Annotated in this window: 15 protein-coding genes; 10 read left to right on the plus strand and 5 right to left on the minus strand. The window is 58.6% G+C overall.

The window, feature by feature from the left end:
* Positions 1-171: 171 nt before the first annotated feature.
* Positions 172-459, plus strand: coding sequence for a hypothetical protein (locus tag MHM37_RS00005; protein ID WP_239295765.1), 288 nt, complete (start codon positions 172-174; stop codon positions 457-459).
* A 298-nt stretch (positions 460-757) separates the two neighbouring features.
* Complete coding sequence (locus MHM37_RS00010; RefSeq protein ID WP_340162671.1) at positions 758-1,477, plus strand: DUF6694 family lipoprotein; 720 nt, start codon at positions 758-760, stop codon at positions 1,475-1,477.
* A 106-nt stretch (positions 1,478-1,583) separates the two neighbouring features.
* Here the strand turns inward: MHM37_RS00010 and MHM37_RS00015 are convergent, their stop codons facing one another.
* Positions 1,584-2,489, minus strand: coding sequence for a LysR substrate-binding domain-containing protein (locus tag MHM37_RS00015; protein ID WP_239295764.1), 906 nt, complete (start codon positions 2,487-2,489; stop codon positions 1,584-1,586).
* 109 nt (positions 2,490-2,598) lie between these two features.
* Here MHM37_RS00015 and MHM37_RS00020 point away from each other — a divergent pair, with 109 nt between their 5' ends.
* Positions 2,599-4,194, plus strand: coding sequence for an NADH-quinone oxidoreductase subunit L (locus tag MHM37_RS00020; protein ID WP_139527658.1), 1,596 nt, complete (start codon positions 2,599-2,601; stop codon positions 4,192-4,194).
* A complete protein-coding gene (locus tag MHM37_RS00025; protein WP_239295763.1) occupies positions 4,191-6,509 on the plus strand; it encodes a putative inorganic carbon transporter subunit DabA in 2,319 nt (772 codons plus the stop codon). Before MHM37_RS00020 ends, MHM37_RS00025 begins: the two co-directional genes overlap by 4 nt.
* A 7-nt stretch (positions 6,510-6,516) precedes the next feature.
* On the opposite strand, the gene MHM37_RS00030 is transcribed toward MHM37_RS00025, so the two are convergent.
* The 3 genes from MHM37_RS00030 to MHM37_RS00040 are packed head-to-tail and all read right to left on the minus strand — an operon-like array spanning position 6,517 to position 10,813.
* Positions 6,517-7,677 carry a lipocalin-like domain-containing protein gene (locus tag MHM37_RS00030; protein WP_239295762.1) on the minus strand — a complete coding sequence of 387 codons (1,161 nt, stop codon included), beginning with the start codon at positions 7,675-7,677 and terminating at the stop codon, positions 6,517-6,519.
* Positions 7,674-10,151: an ABC transporter permease gene (locus MHM37_RS00035; RefSeq protein WP_239295761.1), complete on the minus strand. Its 2,478-nt coding sequence runs from the start codon at positions 10,149-10,151 to the stop codon at positions 7,674-7,676. The genes MHM37_RS00030 and MHM37_RS00035 overlap by 4 nt, the downstream gene beginning before the upstream one ends.
* Positions 10,148-10,813 carry an ABC transporter ATP-binding protein gene (locus tag MHM37_RS00040; RefSeq protein ID WP_139527653.1) on the minus strand — a complete coding sequence of 222 codons (666 nt, stop codon included), beginning with the start codon at positions 10,811-10,813 and terminating at the stop codon, positions 10,148-10,150. The genes MHM37_RS00035 and MHM37_RS00040 overlap by 4 nt, the downstream gene beginning before the upstream one ends.
* Positions 10,814-10,936: 123 nt before the next feature.
* On the opposite strand from MHM37_RS00040, the gene MHM37_RS00045 reads away from it, so the two are divergent.
* From MHM37_RS00045 to MHM37_RS00060, 4 genes are all read left to right on the plus strand, one after another.
* Positions 10,937-11,119, plus strand: a complete 183-nt coding sequence (locus tag MHM37_RS00045; protein ID WP_139527652.1) for a hypothetical protein — start codon at positions 10,937-10,939, stop codon at positions 11,117-11,119.
* 82 nt (positions 11,120-11,201) lie between these two features.
* Positions 11,202-12,236 (plus strand): hydrolase, encoded by a 1,035-nt coding sequence (locus MHM37_RS00050; RefSeq protein ID WP_239295760.1) that lies wholly within the window; start codon positions 11,202-11,204, stop codon positions 12,234-12,236.
* Between the two features lie 39 nt (positions 12,237-12,275).
* Positions 12,276-13,277 carry an aldo/keto reductase gene (locus MHM37_RS00055; RefSeq protein ID WP_239295759.1) on the plus strand — a complete coding sequence of 334 codons (1,002 nt, stop codon included), beginning with the start codon at positions 12,276-12,278 and terminating at the stop codon, positions 13,275-13,277.
* Between the two features lie 102 nt (positions 13,278-13,379).
* Complete coding sequence (locus MHM37_RS00060) at positions 13,380-13,550, plus strand: hypothetical protein (protein ID WP_239295758.1); 171 nt, start codon at positions 13,380-13,382, stop codon at positions 13,548-13,550.
* A 90-nt stretch (positions 13,551-13,640) separates the two neighbouring features.
* Here the strand turns inward: MHM37_RS00060 and MHM37_RS00065 are convergent, their stop codons facing one another.
* Positions 13,641-14,417 carry a dienelactone hydrolase family protein gene (locus tag MHM37_RS00065; protein ID WP_239295757.1) on the minus strand — a complete coding sequence of 259 codons (777 nt, stop codon included), beginning with the start codon at positions 14,415-14,417 and terminating at the stop codon, positions 13,641-13,643.
* Positions 14,418-14,577: 160 nt separating this feature from the next.
* On the opposite strand from MHM37_RS00065, the gene MHM37_RS00070 reads away from it, so the two are divergent.
* Positions 14,578-15,258 carry a Bax inhibitor-1/YccA family protein gene (locus MHM37_RS00070; protein ID WP_139527645.1) on the plus strand — a complete coding sequence of 227 codons (681 nt, stop codon included), beginning with the start codon at positions 14,578-14,580 and terminating at the stop codon, positions 15,256-15,258.
* A 96-nt stretch (positions 15,259-15,354) separates the two neighbouring features.
* On the plus strand, positions 15,355-15,744 hold the full coding sequence (tusD, locus tag MHM37_RS00075) for a sulfurtransferase complex subunit TusD (protein ID WP_139527643.1): 390 nt from the start codon (positions 15,355-15,357) through the stop codon (positions 15,742-15,744).
* Positions 15,745-15,755: the final 11 nt, after the last annotated feature.

A 15,755-nucleotide genomic window follows, 5' to 3' on the forward strand; every position in this document is an offset into this window, starting at 1 on the left:
GCCACTCGGAACTGGACACCGCGCCGGACGGTCTGGCTGAACCCGGACCGGGAAGACCCGCTGGTTCAACGCGATCAGCGATTAGAAGCCGCCTGATTCCAGGTTCCAACAAGCTTGACAGGCATCGCTTGACAGGCATCGGATGATAAGACTCGTGAAATCATCCTCCAAATGGCTGTGGATGAGCAAAAGCATACGCATGATATGCAAAAGACGGGCCTGACTGGGGCTATTGATAAAGATAAGCGTGGACAGCGTTATGGTCTTTCTATTGCGATTGGCGGTTTCATTACCGCTGCGGTGATCGCGCCGTTTAGCACTGTCGTTGCAGGTATTATCGGGGCTCTGGATCTGTTTGGTATGGTCGCTCTTTTTGTTGCGCCTCGCGTTTTGGAGGGGCGAGCTGCCAAACAACAGAAAGGTGATGACACTAACGAGCCTTCCGAAAAAGATAGTTAATCAGACTGACCCCGCCGTGCGAATTTTTCTGGGCGATTGGGAACACCTCCAGGCTGCTATGCAATCAGCCCTCATTATCCAGCGGACCAATGGCCCGCAATCAATAGCCAACTTCCGCAAGATTGGGAAAATAAAGTGCCCACCATGCCAATCACTTTGTCGCCTTAAAACGCTCGGTGGATCGTTTTCAAGACACATTCCCTGTCGGCTACCCACACGGGGGCTCGTGGTTAAGAAATATGTTCAAGGCCGGCCATTTGGCTTATGTTGATATCTCAACCAACAGGACGGTGCGTTTATGAAACGGGTATTAGCTCTAGCGATAGCGTTGGCCATGTCAGGTATTGCTCATGCAGAACCGACCATTGACGGCTCAAACCCGCGCTATTTCGACAGGTCACTTCAAGAAATTCGCGCCTCGTTAGATGAAGCAGAGGCAGAGCGCTTTAACGAAGCCGTCGAAGCTCTGTTGATGCGTCGATCTCAGCAAGGGATGACGATTGTCGAGATCAGCGAGCTAAGTGATGATGAACTTGAAGACATGGCCACAGAGGCTCGTCGCAGTTTGCACGGCCTTAGCGGCCCTGAGGTGCTCGAGCTCGCGGGAGAGCTCCCCGAGAAAAGCAAAGAGGCTGACGATCTTGACATTCCCATTGCGCAAGAGATGCTGGACCGCTTCGTTATCGAAAGCGCCGAGTACAAGCTAATTGATGATGACTCGTTGAATGCTGATCCCGTAATAACGTTGCGCGTGACCAACAACACTGGCGAGCCAGTCGCGAGGGCGCACTTCCGAGGTGTATTGCAAAGCCCAGGTCGTTCGGTGCCTTGGGTCGACGAGACGTTCTACTACACCATTTCTGGCGGTATCGAGCCGGGCGAAACGTTGGAATGGAATTTAGCGCCCGATAGCACTGGCCCATGGGGCAACCCATCGATTGGTGATGACGCCAGTCTAAGTATTGAGGTGCTTCGCCTGGACGATCCCTCAGGGAGCATGCTTTGGGAAAGACCATGACGTAAATGGTGCCTAAAAACCCGCTTCGGCGGGTTTTTTTGATGCCAATTAAGCTGTCCACGATTCCTAGCCAAACTTAGCGAATTGCGTTACGTTCACTTCTGGCTCAATCCAGCAGCGATTCCCCCGTGCGTGTTAACAGCGCTTTCAAGCTAGGCGACTCGAACCGGCGCTGGATGGTAATGGCGTAGAACTCTTCCCAGACGCCGGGGAGCGCGCCGTAATCTTTGAGCGTTCCGTTATTGAGCTCGTCACGCACGACGACCGGTGGCATGACGGCGATGTGCTGGGTATCCCGCGCCAGCAGACGCATCATGGCCATGTCGTCCACCTCGGCGGCGATTTTGGGCGTGAGACGATGATGGCCGCAAAGCTGATCGAACGCGTGGCGCGTAGCGTTTTCCACGCCGGGTAAGATGAAAGCATGCCCGTTTAGCGCGCTAGGAAATATGGGCGGGGGGGAAAGATGAGGCGTGGCGATCAGGCTCACAGGCTGGCGCGCCAGTCGCTGAGAGTGCCAGGGGTGTTCGCTATCGCCGCGAACGGGCTGGTTCGAGAGCACCACGTCGAGCTTATGGGCAGAAAGCCGTCTGAGCAGGTCGTCGAGCCCACCGCTTTGCAAAATCAAATCCAAATCGTCTCGACCTAGAAGCGGCCTTACGAACCCCTCCTGAAAGTTACGCGACAGCGTGGCGACCGCCCCCACGCGAACGACCTCGCGGTGGGCGTGGCCACCCTCGGCGAACAGCGCGCTGAGCTCTTCTCCCTGGGTAAAAATGGCCTCGGCGTAATCGAAGGCGAGCCTGCCGGCTTCGGAAAGATGCAGCTGGCGCCCCTCTCGAATGAACAGCGCTTGGCCCAAGCGCTCCTCTAACTGACGAATCTGCTGCGAGAGGGACGACTGAGAGACATGCAGCGCCTCGGCCGTGCGGGTGAGATGGCCTAATTTTGCCACTTGCCAAAAGTAGTAAAGATGGTGGTAGTTGAGCTTCATGGCAGGAGATCTCAGCAAGGTGGGTCTTTTCGTTCTTTTTTAGCGAACGTTTTATCAGATATAAACTATTTTTTATATGGTGACGAGGGCGGCATAGTCTTTGGGATACGACCAAGGGAGAACGGCTATGCCTCAATTCATCGACTTCGCGGTGCTGGCACTGCTCGCGTTATGGCTACTGATTCCGGTATCGCTACTGGTAGTGGCAGGCGCGAGCGCCCGAGCTGGCACCTCCAAATCGCTAGGCCGTGCATGGAAAGCGGGCCGTCTACTGACCCTAAGTGCGCTGGTAGCGAGCCTTGCCGTGGGCGCGCTGCTTTTGATGGATGCCTGGGGGTTACCGACCGGCCTGCCCGAAACCGCCCAGCCTTTAGGATTGTACCCCGACGGTTTGGCGGTGTGGATGGCGCTGCTCATCAGCCTGCTGGGTACCGTATTACTGCGCTTTGCCGAGGGCTACTTGAAAGGTGACCGGGGAGAGCGTCGCTTTTTGCCGTGGTGTCTGGTCGTCCTCGCCAGCGTGATGCTGTTGGTGTTTACCCATCACTTGGTCGTGATGTTGATTGCCTGGGTCGGCGTCAGTGTTGCCTTGCACCATCTCTTGACACTCTATCCCGAGCGTGTGGAGGCGCAGCGGGCGGCCTGGCAGAAATTCGTCGTCAGCCGTATCGGCGATATTGCGCTGATCGCAGCGGTAGCGCTGCTCTATGCGCGTTTTGGCACGTTCGAACTGCCCGAACTGTTTGCCGCGGCTGCCGCTGGCTCAGGTGGCTGGCAGGTAGAGGCGGCCTCCGTTGCCCTGGCGGTGGCGGCACTGTGTAAGTGTGCCCAGGTGCCCATGCACGGCTGGCTAATCAAAGTCATGGAAGCACCCACGCCCGTGTCGGCGCTGCTGCATGCAGGGGTGATCAACTTGGGGGGCTTCGTGTGGCTACGTCTATTTCCAGTCTTCGATGGCTTGACGCTGGGGCACTATCTGCTCATCGCCGTGGGTGGTTTCACGGCTCTGGTGGCCGTCATGACGATGCTGACCCAAACGTCTGTCAAGCACGCGCTGGCCTGGTCGACCTGTGCGCAGATGGGCTTCATGCTGTTCGAAATCGGCGTCGGTGCCTACACCCTGGCGTTGGCGCATCTGCTGGCGCACTCGCTCTACAAAGCTCACTCGTTCTTGGCGTCTGGCCGTACCGCCCGTGCGGCTCGCTGTGAGCGCTTGCCGCTGGCCCCGATCCGTCAGCGACTGGCCCTTGCGCTGCCTGCGGCTGCGCTTGCCGCAGTGGTATTGGCCGTGTTCCCCACGCTGGTAAGCCACAACCCGCTACTCGGGGCACTGCTGAGCTTGGCCGTGGGTAGCACGCTATTGGGCATGCCCGTGGGCACGGCAAAGCGCAAGCGTTTAGCGCTATTCGTCATGGCGCTGGGGCTGGTGCCACTGTATGCCTTGCTTCACAGCATGCTCGCGCCTGCGCTACCCAGTGCGTATGCCCCCTTGACGCTGATGGCGGGCTTGCTGGGCACGCTGATGCTGGCGAGTTTGGTGCTGGCCGCCGGAGCGGTCACGCTCTTTCCGCAGGCGGCTTGTGTGGCGCGCTGGCGGGTTCACTTTAGCCAAGGCCTCTACTTGGCGCTGCCGTTCCAGCGCGCCGTCGATGCCATTGCTCCCATTCATGATTGGTCACGTCCTGCACCGCTGGCCCACGGTTTGAAAGGAGAGTGGTCATGACGTCGTCGTACCTTGATGCTTTGAAGCGTGCCACCGACGCCATTGCCCCGGTATGGCCTCTGGATCAGTGGATTGCGGTCAACCCTTGGTGGGGGCTCAAACATCAGCCCATCGAGCAGGTGAGCCAAGCGTTGAGCCGCCGTGCTGGGGAGCCAATGACCATGCCCGCCGAGTTTTATCGCCATGCATGGGAGGCGGGGCGCATCACATCTCAGGATGTGCAGCAAGCGCTGCGTCAGGGCGGCTATGCTTACAGTGAACAGAGCCTAGTCGGCTACTTGGCATCTCCGCCGAAAGCAGCCACGCCGCTGCGCAGCGCCTGGGAGGTGCTGAAAGGGCACGATGGGTTCGTTGCGCTTGCAGAAAGCTGCGCCAGCTACTTCGACCAGCATCAGCAGCGCTGGTCAAATCCTACTGGGGAGTCGCTGTATCCCTTCTGGAAACATACGGTACAGCACGATTTACGCTGGCCTAAAACGCTTCGCCAGTCGCTACGGGCGCTGCCCGATGAGCCCATGGCCGCGGTCGAGCAGGTTGCGGCGGATTGGACGCTGACGCCAGAGGCCCTCGAGGCGTTGACCCATACGCTGCTATTGAGAGTCAACGGCTGGGCTTCCTGGTGTCAGGGGATTGGGTGGCACTCGGCTGATCAACAGCCGAGTGCTGGAATACACCAGCTGGCGGCCATGGCGCTGGTTTGGGAGTGGCTCGGAGTCGATCAGCTCACCACCGTTCAGCGAAGAGAATGGTTTTCCCAGTGGCAAACCGGGCAGAGCACGCTTGACCAACACGAGGCGCTGTGGTGCTGGCAGCACGCCTATGAGCTGGGGTATCAGCGCGCGCTTGCATCGGTGCTGGCGGCACCGAGTGAGCCGCTGCCCCACGTACCCAAGGTGCAAGCTGCGTTTTGTATCGACGTACGTTCGGAGCGCTTTCGTCGCCACTTGGAGAACGCCGACGCCTCGGTGGGCACGCTTGGGGTAGCCGGGTTTTTCGGCATGCCGGTCGCCGATGCGGACACCGGCCCCGAGCGGGCTCAACCCCGCGTGCCGGGGCTGCTGAAGCCCGCCTACCGCATCGGCACGCCTGATCCTCATGCACAAGGCATGCAGCGCTATCAGCAAGAGAGCCAGCGTCAAAGCGTACGCCATGCCAAATACGCGCCGCTCTCGACGTTCACGCTCGTCGAGACCACCGGGATTGCCTGGGGCTGGAAGCTGATCAAAGACAGTCTGCGCAAGCAGGCACCGGTGCCGCAGTGCGAGGCGCCCGCAGGATTGTTTCATTTTTACGACGGCGAGCCGATTGCACGCCATGACAAGGTGGCATTGGCGAAAAATTTGCTCACGCTCTTGGGGCGCCCAAGCGCTTCGCTGTTGGTACTGGTGGGGCACGATTCACAAAGTGACAACAACCCCCACCACGCCGGGCTGACCTGCGGTGCCTGTGGCGGCCAGGGTGGTGGCATGAATGCCCGGGTCGCCGCTGCGCTACTGAATGACACGGAGGTTCAGCAGGCGTTGCCACAGATGGGTATCGTGCTGCCTTCGCCATTTTTCGCGCTAGCGGCGACGCACTGTACGCTGACCGACCGGGTGCACGTCTATCACGACGAGCAGATGCCCGAGACGTTGGAAAGCGCACTGAGGGCTTTCGAAACTGCTGCCCAGCGCGCCGGTGCGGCCACTCGCTTGGAGCGTGCTCCCGCTCTGGGTGTTGAGAAAGAGGGCGCGATCGAACGTTTGAAAAGCATGGCCATGCGTGGCGCCGATTGGTCGCAGCCGCGCCCGGAGTGGGGTCTGGTCAATAACGCCGCGTTGATTCTCGCGCCCAGGGCGCGCACCCAAGGTAAAGCGTTGGATGGCCGCGCTTTTCTGCACGAGTACTACCCCGAGCAAGACCCGGAAGGCAGCGTACTGGAAGGATTGATGATGGCGCCAATGCTGGTCGCTAGTTGGATCAACCTGCAGTACTACGCCTCGACCGTGGTACCCGACCTGTACGGTGGGGGCAACAAGCTATTGCATTCGGTGGTGGGCGGTCACGTGGGCGTGATCGAAGGGAACTCTCCCCAGCTACGTATCGGTTTGCCAGAGCAGTCGCTGCGCGATGGCGATACGCTGCACCACGAACCGCTGCGTCTTACGGTGGTCGTGGATGCGCCCAAGGCGCGTATCGAGGCCATCATCGAGCGCCAGCCGGTCGTTGCCGAGTTGATTCACCACCGCTGGCTGTGGCTAACGCGATTGGGCGAAAATGGCCTGGAGCGCTACTCACCCCAAGGCTGGCAGCCCATCGCGGGCGAGCGCGAGTGAATACGGCTCATTTGCTCGTTGCGTAGCCGGTCATTTCTAGATAGCCGACTCCTAGCGCCTCTTGCGTGATGGTGTCTCGCACCGTCACATCCCCTTCCCAATAGGGCACGGTGGTCGGCATCCAGCGATTGGGATGGCGGGCCTCGATCGTGAGATCCAACCCGGCGTTGGGCATTTCCAATTGCCAGGTCGTCGGTATATCGCGCTGCGCGACGCGCTCGGTCGTAAGCGGGGCCAGGGTAATCTCCTGGGAGCCTATCTGCTCGGTGTGGCCATTCGCGTCGAACAGATGGGCAAACGAGTAGTCGCCGCCGTTCTCTCCGCCGCCCCGTAGCCGATAGGCCATTAGCTTGCGCCCATCGTTCAAGTGCAGGGAAAACCAATCCCAACCGGTCTGCTCCGCGGTGAGTAGTTGGCTACTCCACTCGCGGTCCAGCCAGCCCCTGCCGGTCACGCTCGTTTGTTCGCCATTGAGTGTGACGCTTCCTTCGATCTGTAGATAGGGCTGGCTGTAGTAATACGACCCCTGGCCTTGCACGGTTTTGGCATTGAATCCGTTGTCGCCGTGCCACACCAGCGGGCCTTTTGCCGACAGCGTTAGCGCGTAGCCAAAGCGCTCATTGCCCTCACCGCTGTAGGCGCTAAGGGTGAAGTGCTCGAAGTTCGCGGAGGCGGGACTTTGAAAGCGCCAATCGTCTATCCAAGCTTGAAACGGCGACGCCGTGACGCCCGCCTGACCCTGGGACTGTTCACTGTGGCTGCGAGCAAAGCGTTCCGCCGCCAAATGCGTGCCCCCTTTAGATAATCCCATGTGAGCCATCCAGACTTGGTCACTGGCCCACTCAATAGGCGCTGGACGCTCATCGGGGGGCATCAGTGCTTGGCGAAAGAGCGTCCATTGAAGGCCTAGCGGCTGGCCGACGCTATCCTCCAAATTGGCAGTAAGATACCACCACTCGATACGGTAGTCGGGATGGGGTCCGTGGTCGTCGGGGAAAACGAGCGGCGTCTCGGCACTAGCCTGGGCGTAACCTTCTGCCTCCGCTCCTAGTCCAGCAAAGCCCGCTTGGGGGGACGACATGTCACTTGGCTCACTGCAGCCCACCAGCAGGGTGGCCATGCCGATCATCCACGCGGTCAGCAACGCTTGCTGGGTGCGTTTGTTCATGTGACTCCTTCGTTGAGCAACGTGCTAGGCGCGCTGCGCCAGAGCTTCCAGCAGGGAAGGATGGCCGCAAGCAGTGCCACTCCGATCGCCGTCAACAACATCGTCATGATGTCGCTGGGAAACAGTTGGAGCGGTAATCGCCAGCCAAACGCCGCGACGTTGATGACGGCCACCAACAGCCAAGTGATCGCAATGCCCAGCGGTAGGGCTAATAGCCCGGTGAGAAGCGAGAGTCCGCCTAACTGCATCAACGGTAGCACCACCAACGTCCTGCGTGGCACTCCCAGCGCCCATAGCGCGGCGAGATGACGCTGGCGCTGATGCGCCTGGGCCAGCAGTGTGGCCAGCAGTGCCAAGGCGGCCACGCCGAGGGTAAGTGCATTGAGCGCGCGGGTAATAGTAAAGGTGCGCTCGAAAATTTGCCTCGCCGTTCGCTTGATCTCCTGCTGGTCCACCAGCGCCTCACCTGACAGGCCGAACGTATCCATGAGGTCGCGACGAAACCGCGCTTCGTCTGCGTCGGTTCGCAGAGCCACCCCCACGGTAGCCAGCTCACCCGCAAAGCGTTGGGTCAGCGCGTCGACGGTCATGACGATCTGCGACTGCGGGTTGCCATAATCAGGGTAGATCGCAGCGATGGTCGCTTCCTGGCTGCCCTGTCGAGTGGCGAGTGTCAGAGTGTCCCCGGGGACAAAGCCATAGGTAAACGCCATTTGCTCGTTGATGAATACGTCGTCTTCGCGCAGTGCTTGCCAAGCTGCAGAGATGCCTCGCTCGGTGGCTAGCAGGGGCCAGTAGTCGGTCAGTCTGGGTATGGGATGGATCCCGAAGAGCGAAACAGCGCCTGCTGGAGGGGCTTGATGCGCGGACGCCGTGCGCACGTCGAGTACCTCCGCCGTGCCTCTGGCGGTGGGAAGAGTGTCCAACACGCTCGCTTGTTCGTGAAGCCACATGTTGAGGGGCGCTAGGGTCGAGGGAGCGGCGTTAATGTATAGGGGAGCCGTGAGACGCTGGTCCAGCCACTCTAAAAAGGTCAGCCGAAAGCCGCCGACCATACTGCTCACCCCTAAATTCGTAGCCAGGGCGATGAGAAGTGCCATCATGGCCAGCGATAGTCGAGGAAGCTGCCGCTGCATATCGGCCACGGACCATTGCAGCAGGGCGGCGCGGCGAAAGATGCGCTGCAAGCAGCGTAGTAAGATGTCAAGAAGCGGCGGTAAGCAGAGCGCACAGGTCAGTAGCAGAGCCGCGACGAGTCCAAAACTCAGCAGTAAGCCGCTGCCGCTAGGAAGTCTGCTCAACCAGAGTGCCACCCCCAGTGTCGTGAGTGCTGCAGCGCCCCCCGCAATGGTGAGGCGGCGTAGCTGGCGCTGATAGCTGCTTCGCCAAGCGTGGTCATGGCCCAAGGCAAGCACATTGAGCGTGGCGGCACGCCATAGCGTACCGCTACCGGCAAGCAACAAGCCACCCAGTGTGATGGCGAGGCTTCCAAGCCAGTAATGCCAAGGCAGGCTCAAGGCGCTCTGCACCTCGGTGCTATAGAGTGTGTTTAGCGTACTAGCGACATCAGGCAGGAGTTTACCTGCCAGCCACAGCCCGCTGACCAATCCGGCGGCGGCACCAATGCCACCTAACACTAAAAGTTCCAACAATATGGCGGCAGTAAGTGTAGCGGCCGGTACTCCCAGTGCCCGTAGCGTGCGCATCGTCGCCAGCCGCTGCTCCATGGCCAAGCCAAGCGTGGCTTGGACGATAAATAGTCCAACGATCAGGGAAAGAAAAGCCAGTGCCGTCAGGTTGAGATGGAAGCTATCGGTCAACTGGCCCGGTGAGGCCACGCTGGCCGCCCGGGTCATTCGGTAGCCGCTAGGGGGTTGCCTAATGGCGTCTGGTTCGGCGACCAAGCTAAGCGTTGCCCGCTCGCCAAGCAGCGCAGATAGCGCGCCAATGTCCATGACCAGTGTGCCGGGAGGGAGATCATTACGCAGCGTTAAGGGCGGTAAGTGGTATCCACCAAGGAGGGGTGTTGCGCCTGGCGCGTCCGCGCGGTTCAGCCCAATGGAGGGTAGGGAGTCCGCTGCGAGCTGTGTCTGCCAAGGAGGTGTCATGAACGCTGTGAGCGAGCTAGTGCCGTCACCGGAGGGGAGCGTGAAGGGGTCGATACCCAGTAGCGTTAGGGTGGTGCCCTGGTGGAGGATCGTGGCTTCGAGCAGCGGTGAAACAGGCAGTCCCGCCCGGCGTAGCGCTAGGTAGTCGTCCATACTCAGCGGTGCGCCGTCCAAGCGGTCGAGCTGATCGCTGCTTGAAGTGAACAGTGCGCTAGCGCGGGCATAGCTCTCTTTTGCAGTGGTGTTAATCGCCTGCACGCTGCTCCATAGCGCGCTGGCGACCCATAAACCTATTAGTAGCATCGCCAACTGCGTCGGGTGGCGCTTATAGTGGCTGAGCAGTGTCCTCAGTACGTGTCCCATCATGCGACAGCGTCCTGAAGTTGGCCCCGATGTAAACGCAGGGAGCGGTCCAGTGGCGCAGCAACGCGGCCGCTGTGCGTCACCATCAACATCGCGCAGCGGGTCTCCTTGACCAGTTCAAGCAGCAGCTCCAGCACGCGCCCTGCCGTTTGCTCGTCTAAATTGCCGGTGGGCTCATCGGCCAGCAGTAGCGACGGGCGCACGGCGAGCGCTCGCCCAATGGCAAGCCGCTGCTGCTGGCCCCCGGAAAGCTGTTCGGGGTAGTGCGCTTCACGCCCGGCAAGCCCTAACCGCTCTATTAAATGACGGCTCCACCCAGGATCTTCTTTGTTTGCTAGCCTTGCCTGCAAGCTTAGGTTGTCGGCTACGTTCAGGCTCGGCACGAGGTGAAATTGCTGAAACACCAGCCCTAACTGCTGACGGCGGAGAAGGGCACACTGGGTTTCATTGAGCTCGGAGAGTGACTGGCCATCGATAACGACTTGACCGCTATCGGGTGTATCCAGGCCAGCGGCAAGATGGAGCAGGGTGGACTTGCCACTACCGGACTCGCCCATCAGCGCGAGGCTTTCGCCGCGGGCTAGATGGAGGTCGACCCCACCCAGTACCTGGAGTTTGCCCTGAGGCGTGCTGAAGGTTTTACGAAGCCGTTGCAGAGCAAGCATAGGTGTCTCCTAGGAGAGAGGAAGCCTGACTATAGCAAAGCACAGGGAATCCTCTCGGGCGTTACGGGTCTATCGTTGCGTGCATGACCCTATCGAAAAGTTTCAAAGTCACAAGGAGCGCATATGGAAAGGATTTACGCGTGGGATCATCGACATGAGCAGGTGGTGTATCGCATTCCTGGCCATACCCATAAAGACGGTCGTGAAGATAGTGATCTATCACCGGTTTGGCTGCCTGCATCACCAGAGGAGTTGCCAAGCGGGGTGGCCGTCGATGATTTACGTAAAGTCGATGTCGACGATTAGAACTGAGAAGAGCGCTCAACCGCCGTTTTTTATCGAAAATTTGCTAAGCTGATCGACGATTTTCTCGGCGGGTACTCATGGCATGCGCTCTTCCCCTTTCACTTTTCGTCCAACGCGTTGGCTACCCGGCGGGCATCTGCAAACGCTGTATAGCCCTCTTTTTCGAGCCACGCCTCGGCTCCAGCGTCATCGAGAGCGTATCACACTGGAGGACGGCGATTTCATCGATCTGGACTGGTACGGGCCACGAGGGGAAGCGACGCGCTGCGCTATTCTACTCCATGGCCTCACCGGGAGCTCGTCATCGCTGTACATTCTAGGCCAGCAGCAGGCGCTGGCCGAGCAGGGTTGGCAAAGTGTGGCGGTCAATTGGCGCGGCTGCTCCGGCGAACCCAATCATCGAGCCCGTGGTTATCATTCCGGTGCCAGCGAAGACCTTGCCGATATCGTCACGCAGTTAGCCGCACGCTATCCGAATAAGCCGCTCGTGGCCGTGGGCTACTCCCTAGGCGGCAACGTGCTGTTGAAATATCTCGGTGAGACAGGCAGCCAAAGCATGCTCCGAGCCGCCGTGGCGGTATCAGTACCGTTTCGGCTGGACCACTGTGCCGAACGAATTCGCCATGGCTTCTCGAGGGTTTACCAGGCGCGATTTCTACGCGGTTTGCGTCATTATGTGGAATCCAAACAGAGAGCTTTCCGTACGCAGGGCCGAGAGCAAGAGCTTGAGCGTTTGACGTCTCTGGAAACGTTGGACGGAATGGAAACGTTTTGGGATTTCGACGGTCGCGTCACGGCCCCTTTGCACGGCTTTGCCAGCGCTGAGGAGTATTACCGACGCTGCAGTAGCGCCTTCTTCGTATCAGCCATTCAAGTGCCGACGCTGATCGTGCACGCCCAAGACGATCCCTTCATTTACCCGCACAGCGTACCCGAGGCCGATATGATACCAGAGTGTGTGACGCTGGAACTCTGGGCCAGTGGCGGCCATGTTGGTTTCATCGAGGGCGCCCCTTGGCGGCCGCGATATTATCTCGAACACCGCTTGCCGGATTGGCTGGGGACACAGGTGCCTGTTTGTGCAATCTTGCAGTCCAGGCAGACGATAGCGTCGTGATCTTCCTATTGATGGTCTGCCTATTGAGTGAGGAGTGGTATGTCAGCGTTTTATGATCGTTTGAAAGAAGTGGCCTCGCCGCGCATTGGGCTTGGCTGTATGAATTTATCCCATGGCTATGGGCAACACGTGCCCGAGCAAGCGGGCATACGAGCACTCAACGAGGCCTTCGAAATGGGATACCGCCATTTTGATACGGCCACGCTATATGGTGCGACGGCTAACGAGCGCTTGCTGGGTAAGGCGCTCGCGTCCAAACGGCAAGGATTCTTTTTGGCTAGCAAGTGCGGCATGGCCATGGACCCAGAGAGCGGTAAAAGAGTGATCGACGGGCGGCCCGAGACGCTGCGCCGCCAATGTGAAGAGAGCCTGGCGCGCTTGCAAACCGATCATCTGGATCTTTATTACCTTCATCGTATGGATCGCCAAGTGCCCATCGAGGAGAGTGTGGGCGCACTGGGGCGGCTGGTCGAGGAGGGTAAAATCAGGGCCGTCGGTCTTTCAGAAATTTCGGCCGACACGCTGCGTAAGGCGCACGCCGAATATCCGATTGCGGCGGTGCAGTCCGAATACTCGCTATGGACGCGTAATCCCGAGATCGCCTTGAGCCAGACGTGCCAAATCCTAGGGACGGCGCTGGTGGCGTTTAGCCCTTTGGGTCGAGGGTTTCTCTCCGGCGCCATCGATGCCGATACCGTCTTTGCCGAAGGCGACATGCGCGCCGGAATGCCGCGTTTCAATGGCGATAATCGTCACCATAACCTCACGCTGCTGGCGCAGTTCACGGCCGTGGCAAGCCGCTTGGAGATCACTCCCGCCCAGTTGGCGTTGGCGTGGGTAAAAGCGCAGGGAAGGCATGTCGTGCCGATTCCCGGAACACGCTCTGTCACCCATATGCGGGAAAATCTACGAGCTGAACAGCTGGTGTTGAGCGAGCCAGACCTTGCGCTGCTCAACGAAATGATGCGTCCCAACGACGTCGCTGGCGCGCGCTACAACGAAGCACAGCAGGCGGATATCGACACCGAAGAATTCGCCTAGTAGACGCGCCATTTATTTTGAGCGCCGCGTTGCTTTCTATTGGCCCTGCGCTACTATTCTCATCATTCAGACGAGCGTTTCGTCTGGCAAAGGGCCACGACCATGTTAAAAGGCTTAATCGTTTGTTTTGCGGTGTTGTTTGCACAGTTAAGCGTGCTGAGTATTATCGATGCGCGTCTTTATAACGCTCAAGATGCTCGCCAAGTCACGTCGACGGTCGTCACACCGCAAAAAGAAGAAGATGGCGATGATCACGAGCCGCCGCTGCTGTAAGCATTTCATGGCATACAAGCCGAGCCTTCGGGCATCGAACAAGGGTAGCATCGGCTACCCTTTTTTATTCGGTGACCTTCTACCGTGTGTTTACAGCATCTCTTCTAGCCACTGATTGAACGTTGCCCAGGACTGCTCATCGGCACGCGGGTGGTAACGACCGCTGCCGAAGACACTGAACGCGTGCGGTGCACCCGAATAGATGCCGACTTCATACGTCACTCCCGCGGCTTCCAGTTCCTCCGCTAGAGTTGCCACATCGTCTAGGCTCACTGCCTCATCAGCACCGCCATGAGCAATGAAAATCGGCGGCGTGTCACTTGAATAGGCTTGCCCATCGGGTGTGTCTAGTCCGCCATGGAAACTCGTGTAAGCAGCAATATCGTTGGCTTCGCCCGAACGAGCGATCTCTAGGGCGACTGCACCCCCAAAGCAATACCCCATGATGACCGCCTGTGTGGCGGTGCCTGATGCTCGTGCTTGATCGAGCCCTGCCAGTGTCAGCGTTCGCATGCGTTCGCGGTCTTGATAAAGGGCTTGTGTGGCTGCCTGCTTGTCTTCAGTGGCCTGGGGACGATTGCCTGCCCCAAATAGGTCGACGGCAAACGCATCGTATCCTTGCTCTGCAAGCATATCGGCGCGCTGTCGTTCGTAATCATCTATACCGTCCCAATCGTGGACGATGATGACGCTCCCCTTGGCGTTGTCGCCCCCTGAGATGAAGTAGCCTTCGAAACGTTCGCCGTTTACATCGTAGCTAACGTCCTCTCCACTGGGCGTATACGCATTAGCCGTCGTGGCGAACGACAGCGACGCGAGTGTCAAAAGACCGAAGCAAGTAAATGAAGTAGGAATTTTATGGCGCATGGATCTGTCCAAGTGGGTGTAGGAGTTAAAGCATAGTCAACCCAATCGAAAGGAGAGACACGAACGCGGATGTTTAGCGTGGAAGACTAAGACTTGCGTCTGGAACTAGCTAACGGCATCCTTGTCCGTTGATAGTATGACCACTAGGGAGCATAGATACATGGCTTTTAACGATTCGAACACGGCGAGAACGCAACCCCAGAGTGTGGTGAGCGGCGCTAGTGCCAACAAGGTGTTGCGCAACACTTACGCTCTTTTGGCCATGACACTGCTGTTTTCGGCTGTCACGGCGGGCGCCTCTGTAGCCATGGGTATCCAGCAGATGAACATTTTCGTGTTCTTCATTGGGGCTTATGGCTTGATGTTCTTGGTCCACAAGACCGCCAACTCCGCAGCAGGTCTGCTGGCAACCTTTGCGTTTACGGGTTTCATGGGGTTCACCCTAGGGCCGATTATTTCTGCCTATTTAACGCTGCCAAACGGTGGCGCGTTGATCATGAACGCTTTGGCCATGACCGGCCTGACGTTCATTGGCCTGTCTGCTGTGGCGCTAACGACAAAAAAAGACTTCAGCTTCTTGAGTAATTTCCTGATGGCGGGTGCCATCGTGCTGATCCTCGCCATGGTGGCGGGTATCTTCTTCAACATCCCCGCGCTGTCGCTAATGGTGTCTGCAGGTTTCGTGCTATTTGCGTCTGCCGCGATCCTCTATCAAACGAGTGAAATCGTGCACCGCGCTGGTGAAACGAACTACATCCTCGCCACGGTGACGCTCTACGTCTCTATCTACAATCTGTTCGTCAGCCTGCTCTCTATTCTGGGTATCATGAGCAACGACTGATCGTTAGCATGCAGGCTGTCACTTGACACGGCATCCCCAACAGACCCTACTAGGTAGGGTCTGTTTTTTTTCACGGGTTCATTAAGAGACGATACAATGGAGTACGGCTTATTGGTCATGGGCGCGCCTTACGCCAGTGCAGCACCGCACTCGGCACTTCGCTTTGCCAAGGCGCTCATTGATACAGGTCACCGAGTGGCGGGAATTTTCTTCTATCAAGAGGGAGTTCATAACGCTTCACAGTTAATGACTCCGCCACAAGACGAACTCAACATGCGTGATGCGTGGATTGCGTTGCACCACGAGCATGGCGTTGCACTGGAAGTATGCATTGCTGCCGCGCTGCGCCGGGGGATAATGAGCGAGACCGAGGCCAAGCGCCATGGCCAAACGCACTTCAACCTACAAGCGCCGTTCGAATTGACCGGCCTGGGGCAATTGCTCGCCCTTCAACAGCGTTGCGATCGTGTGATCACCTTTGCGTAGGGAGCAGTACG

The organism is Halomonas sp. MMH1-48, assembly GCF_022348105.1.
GTDB lineage: Bacteria > Pseudomonadota > Gammaproteobacteria > Pseudomonadales > Halomonadaceae > Vreelandella > Vreelandella piezotolerans.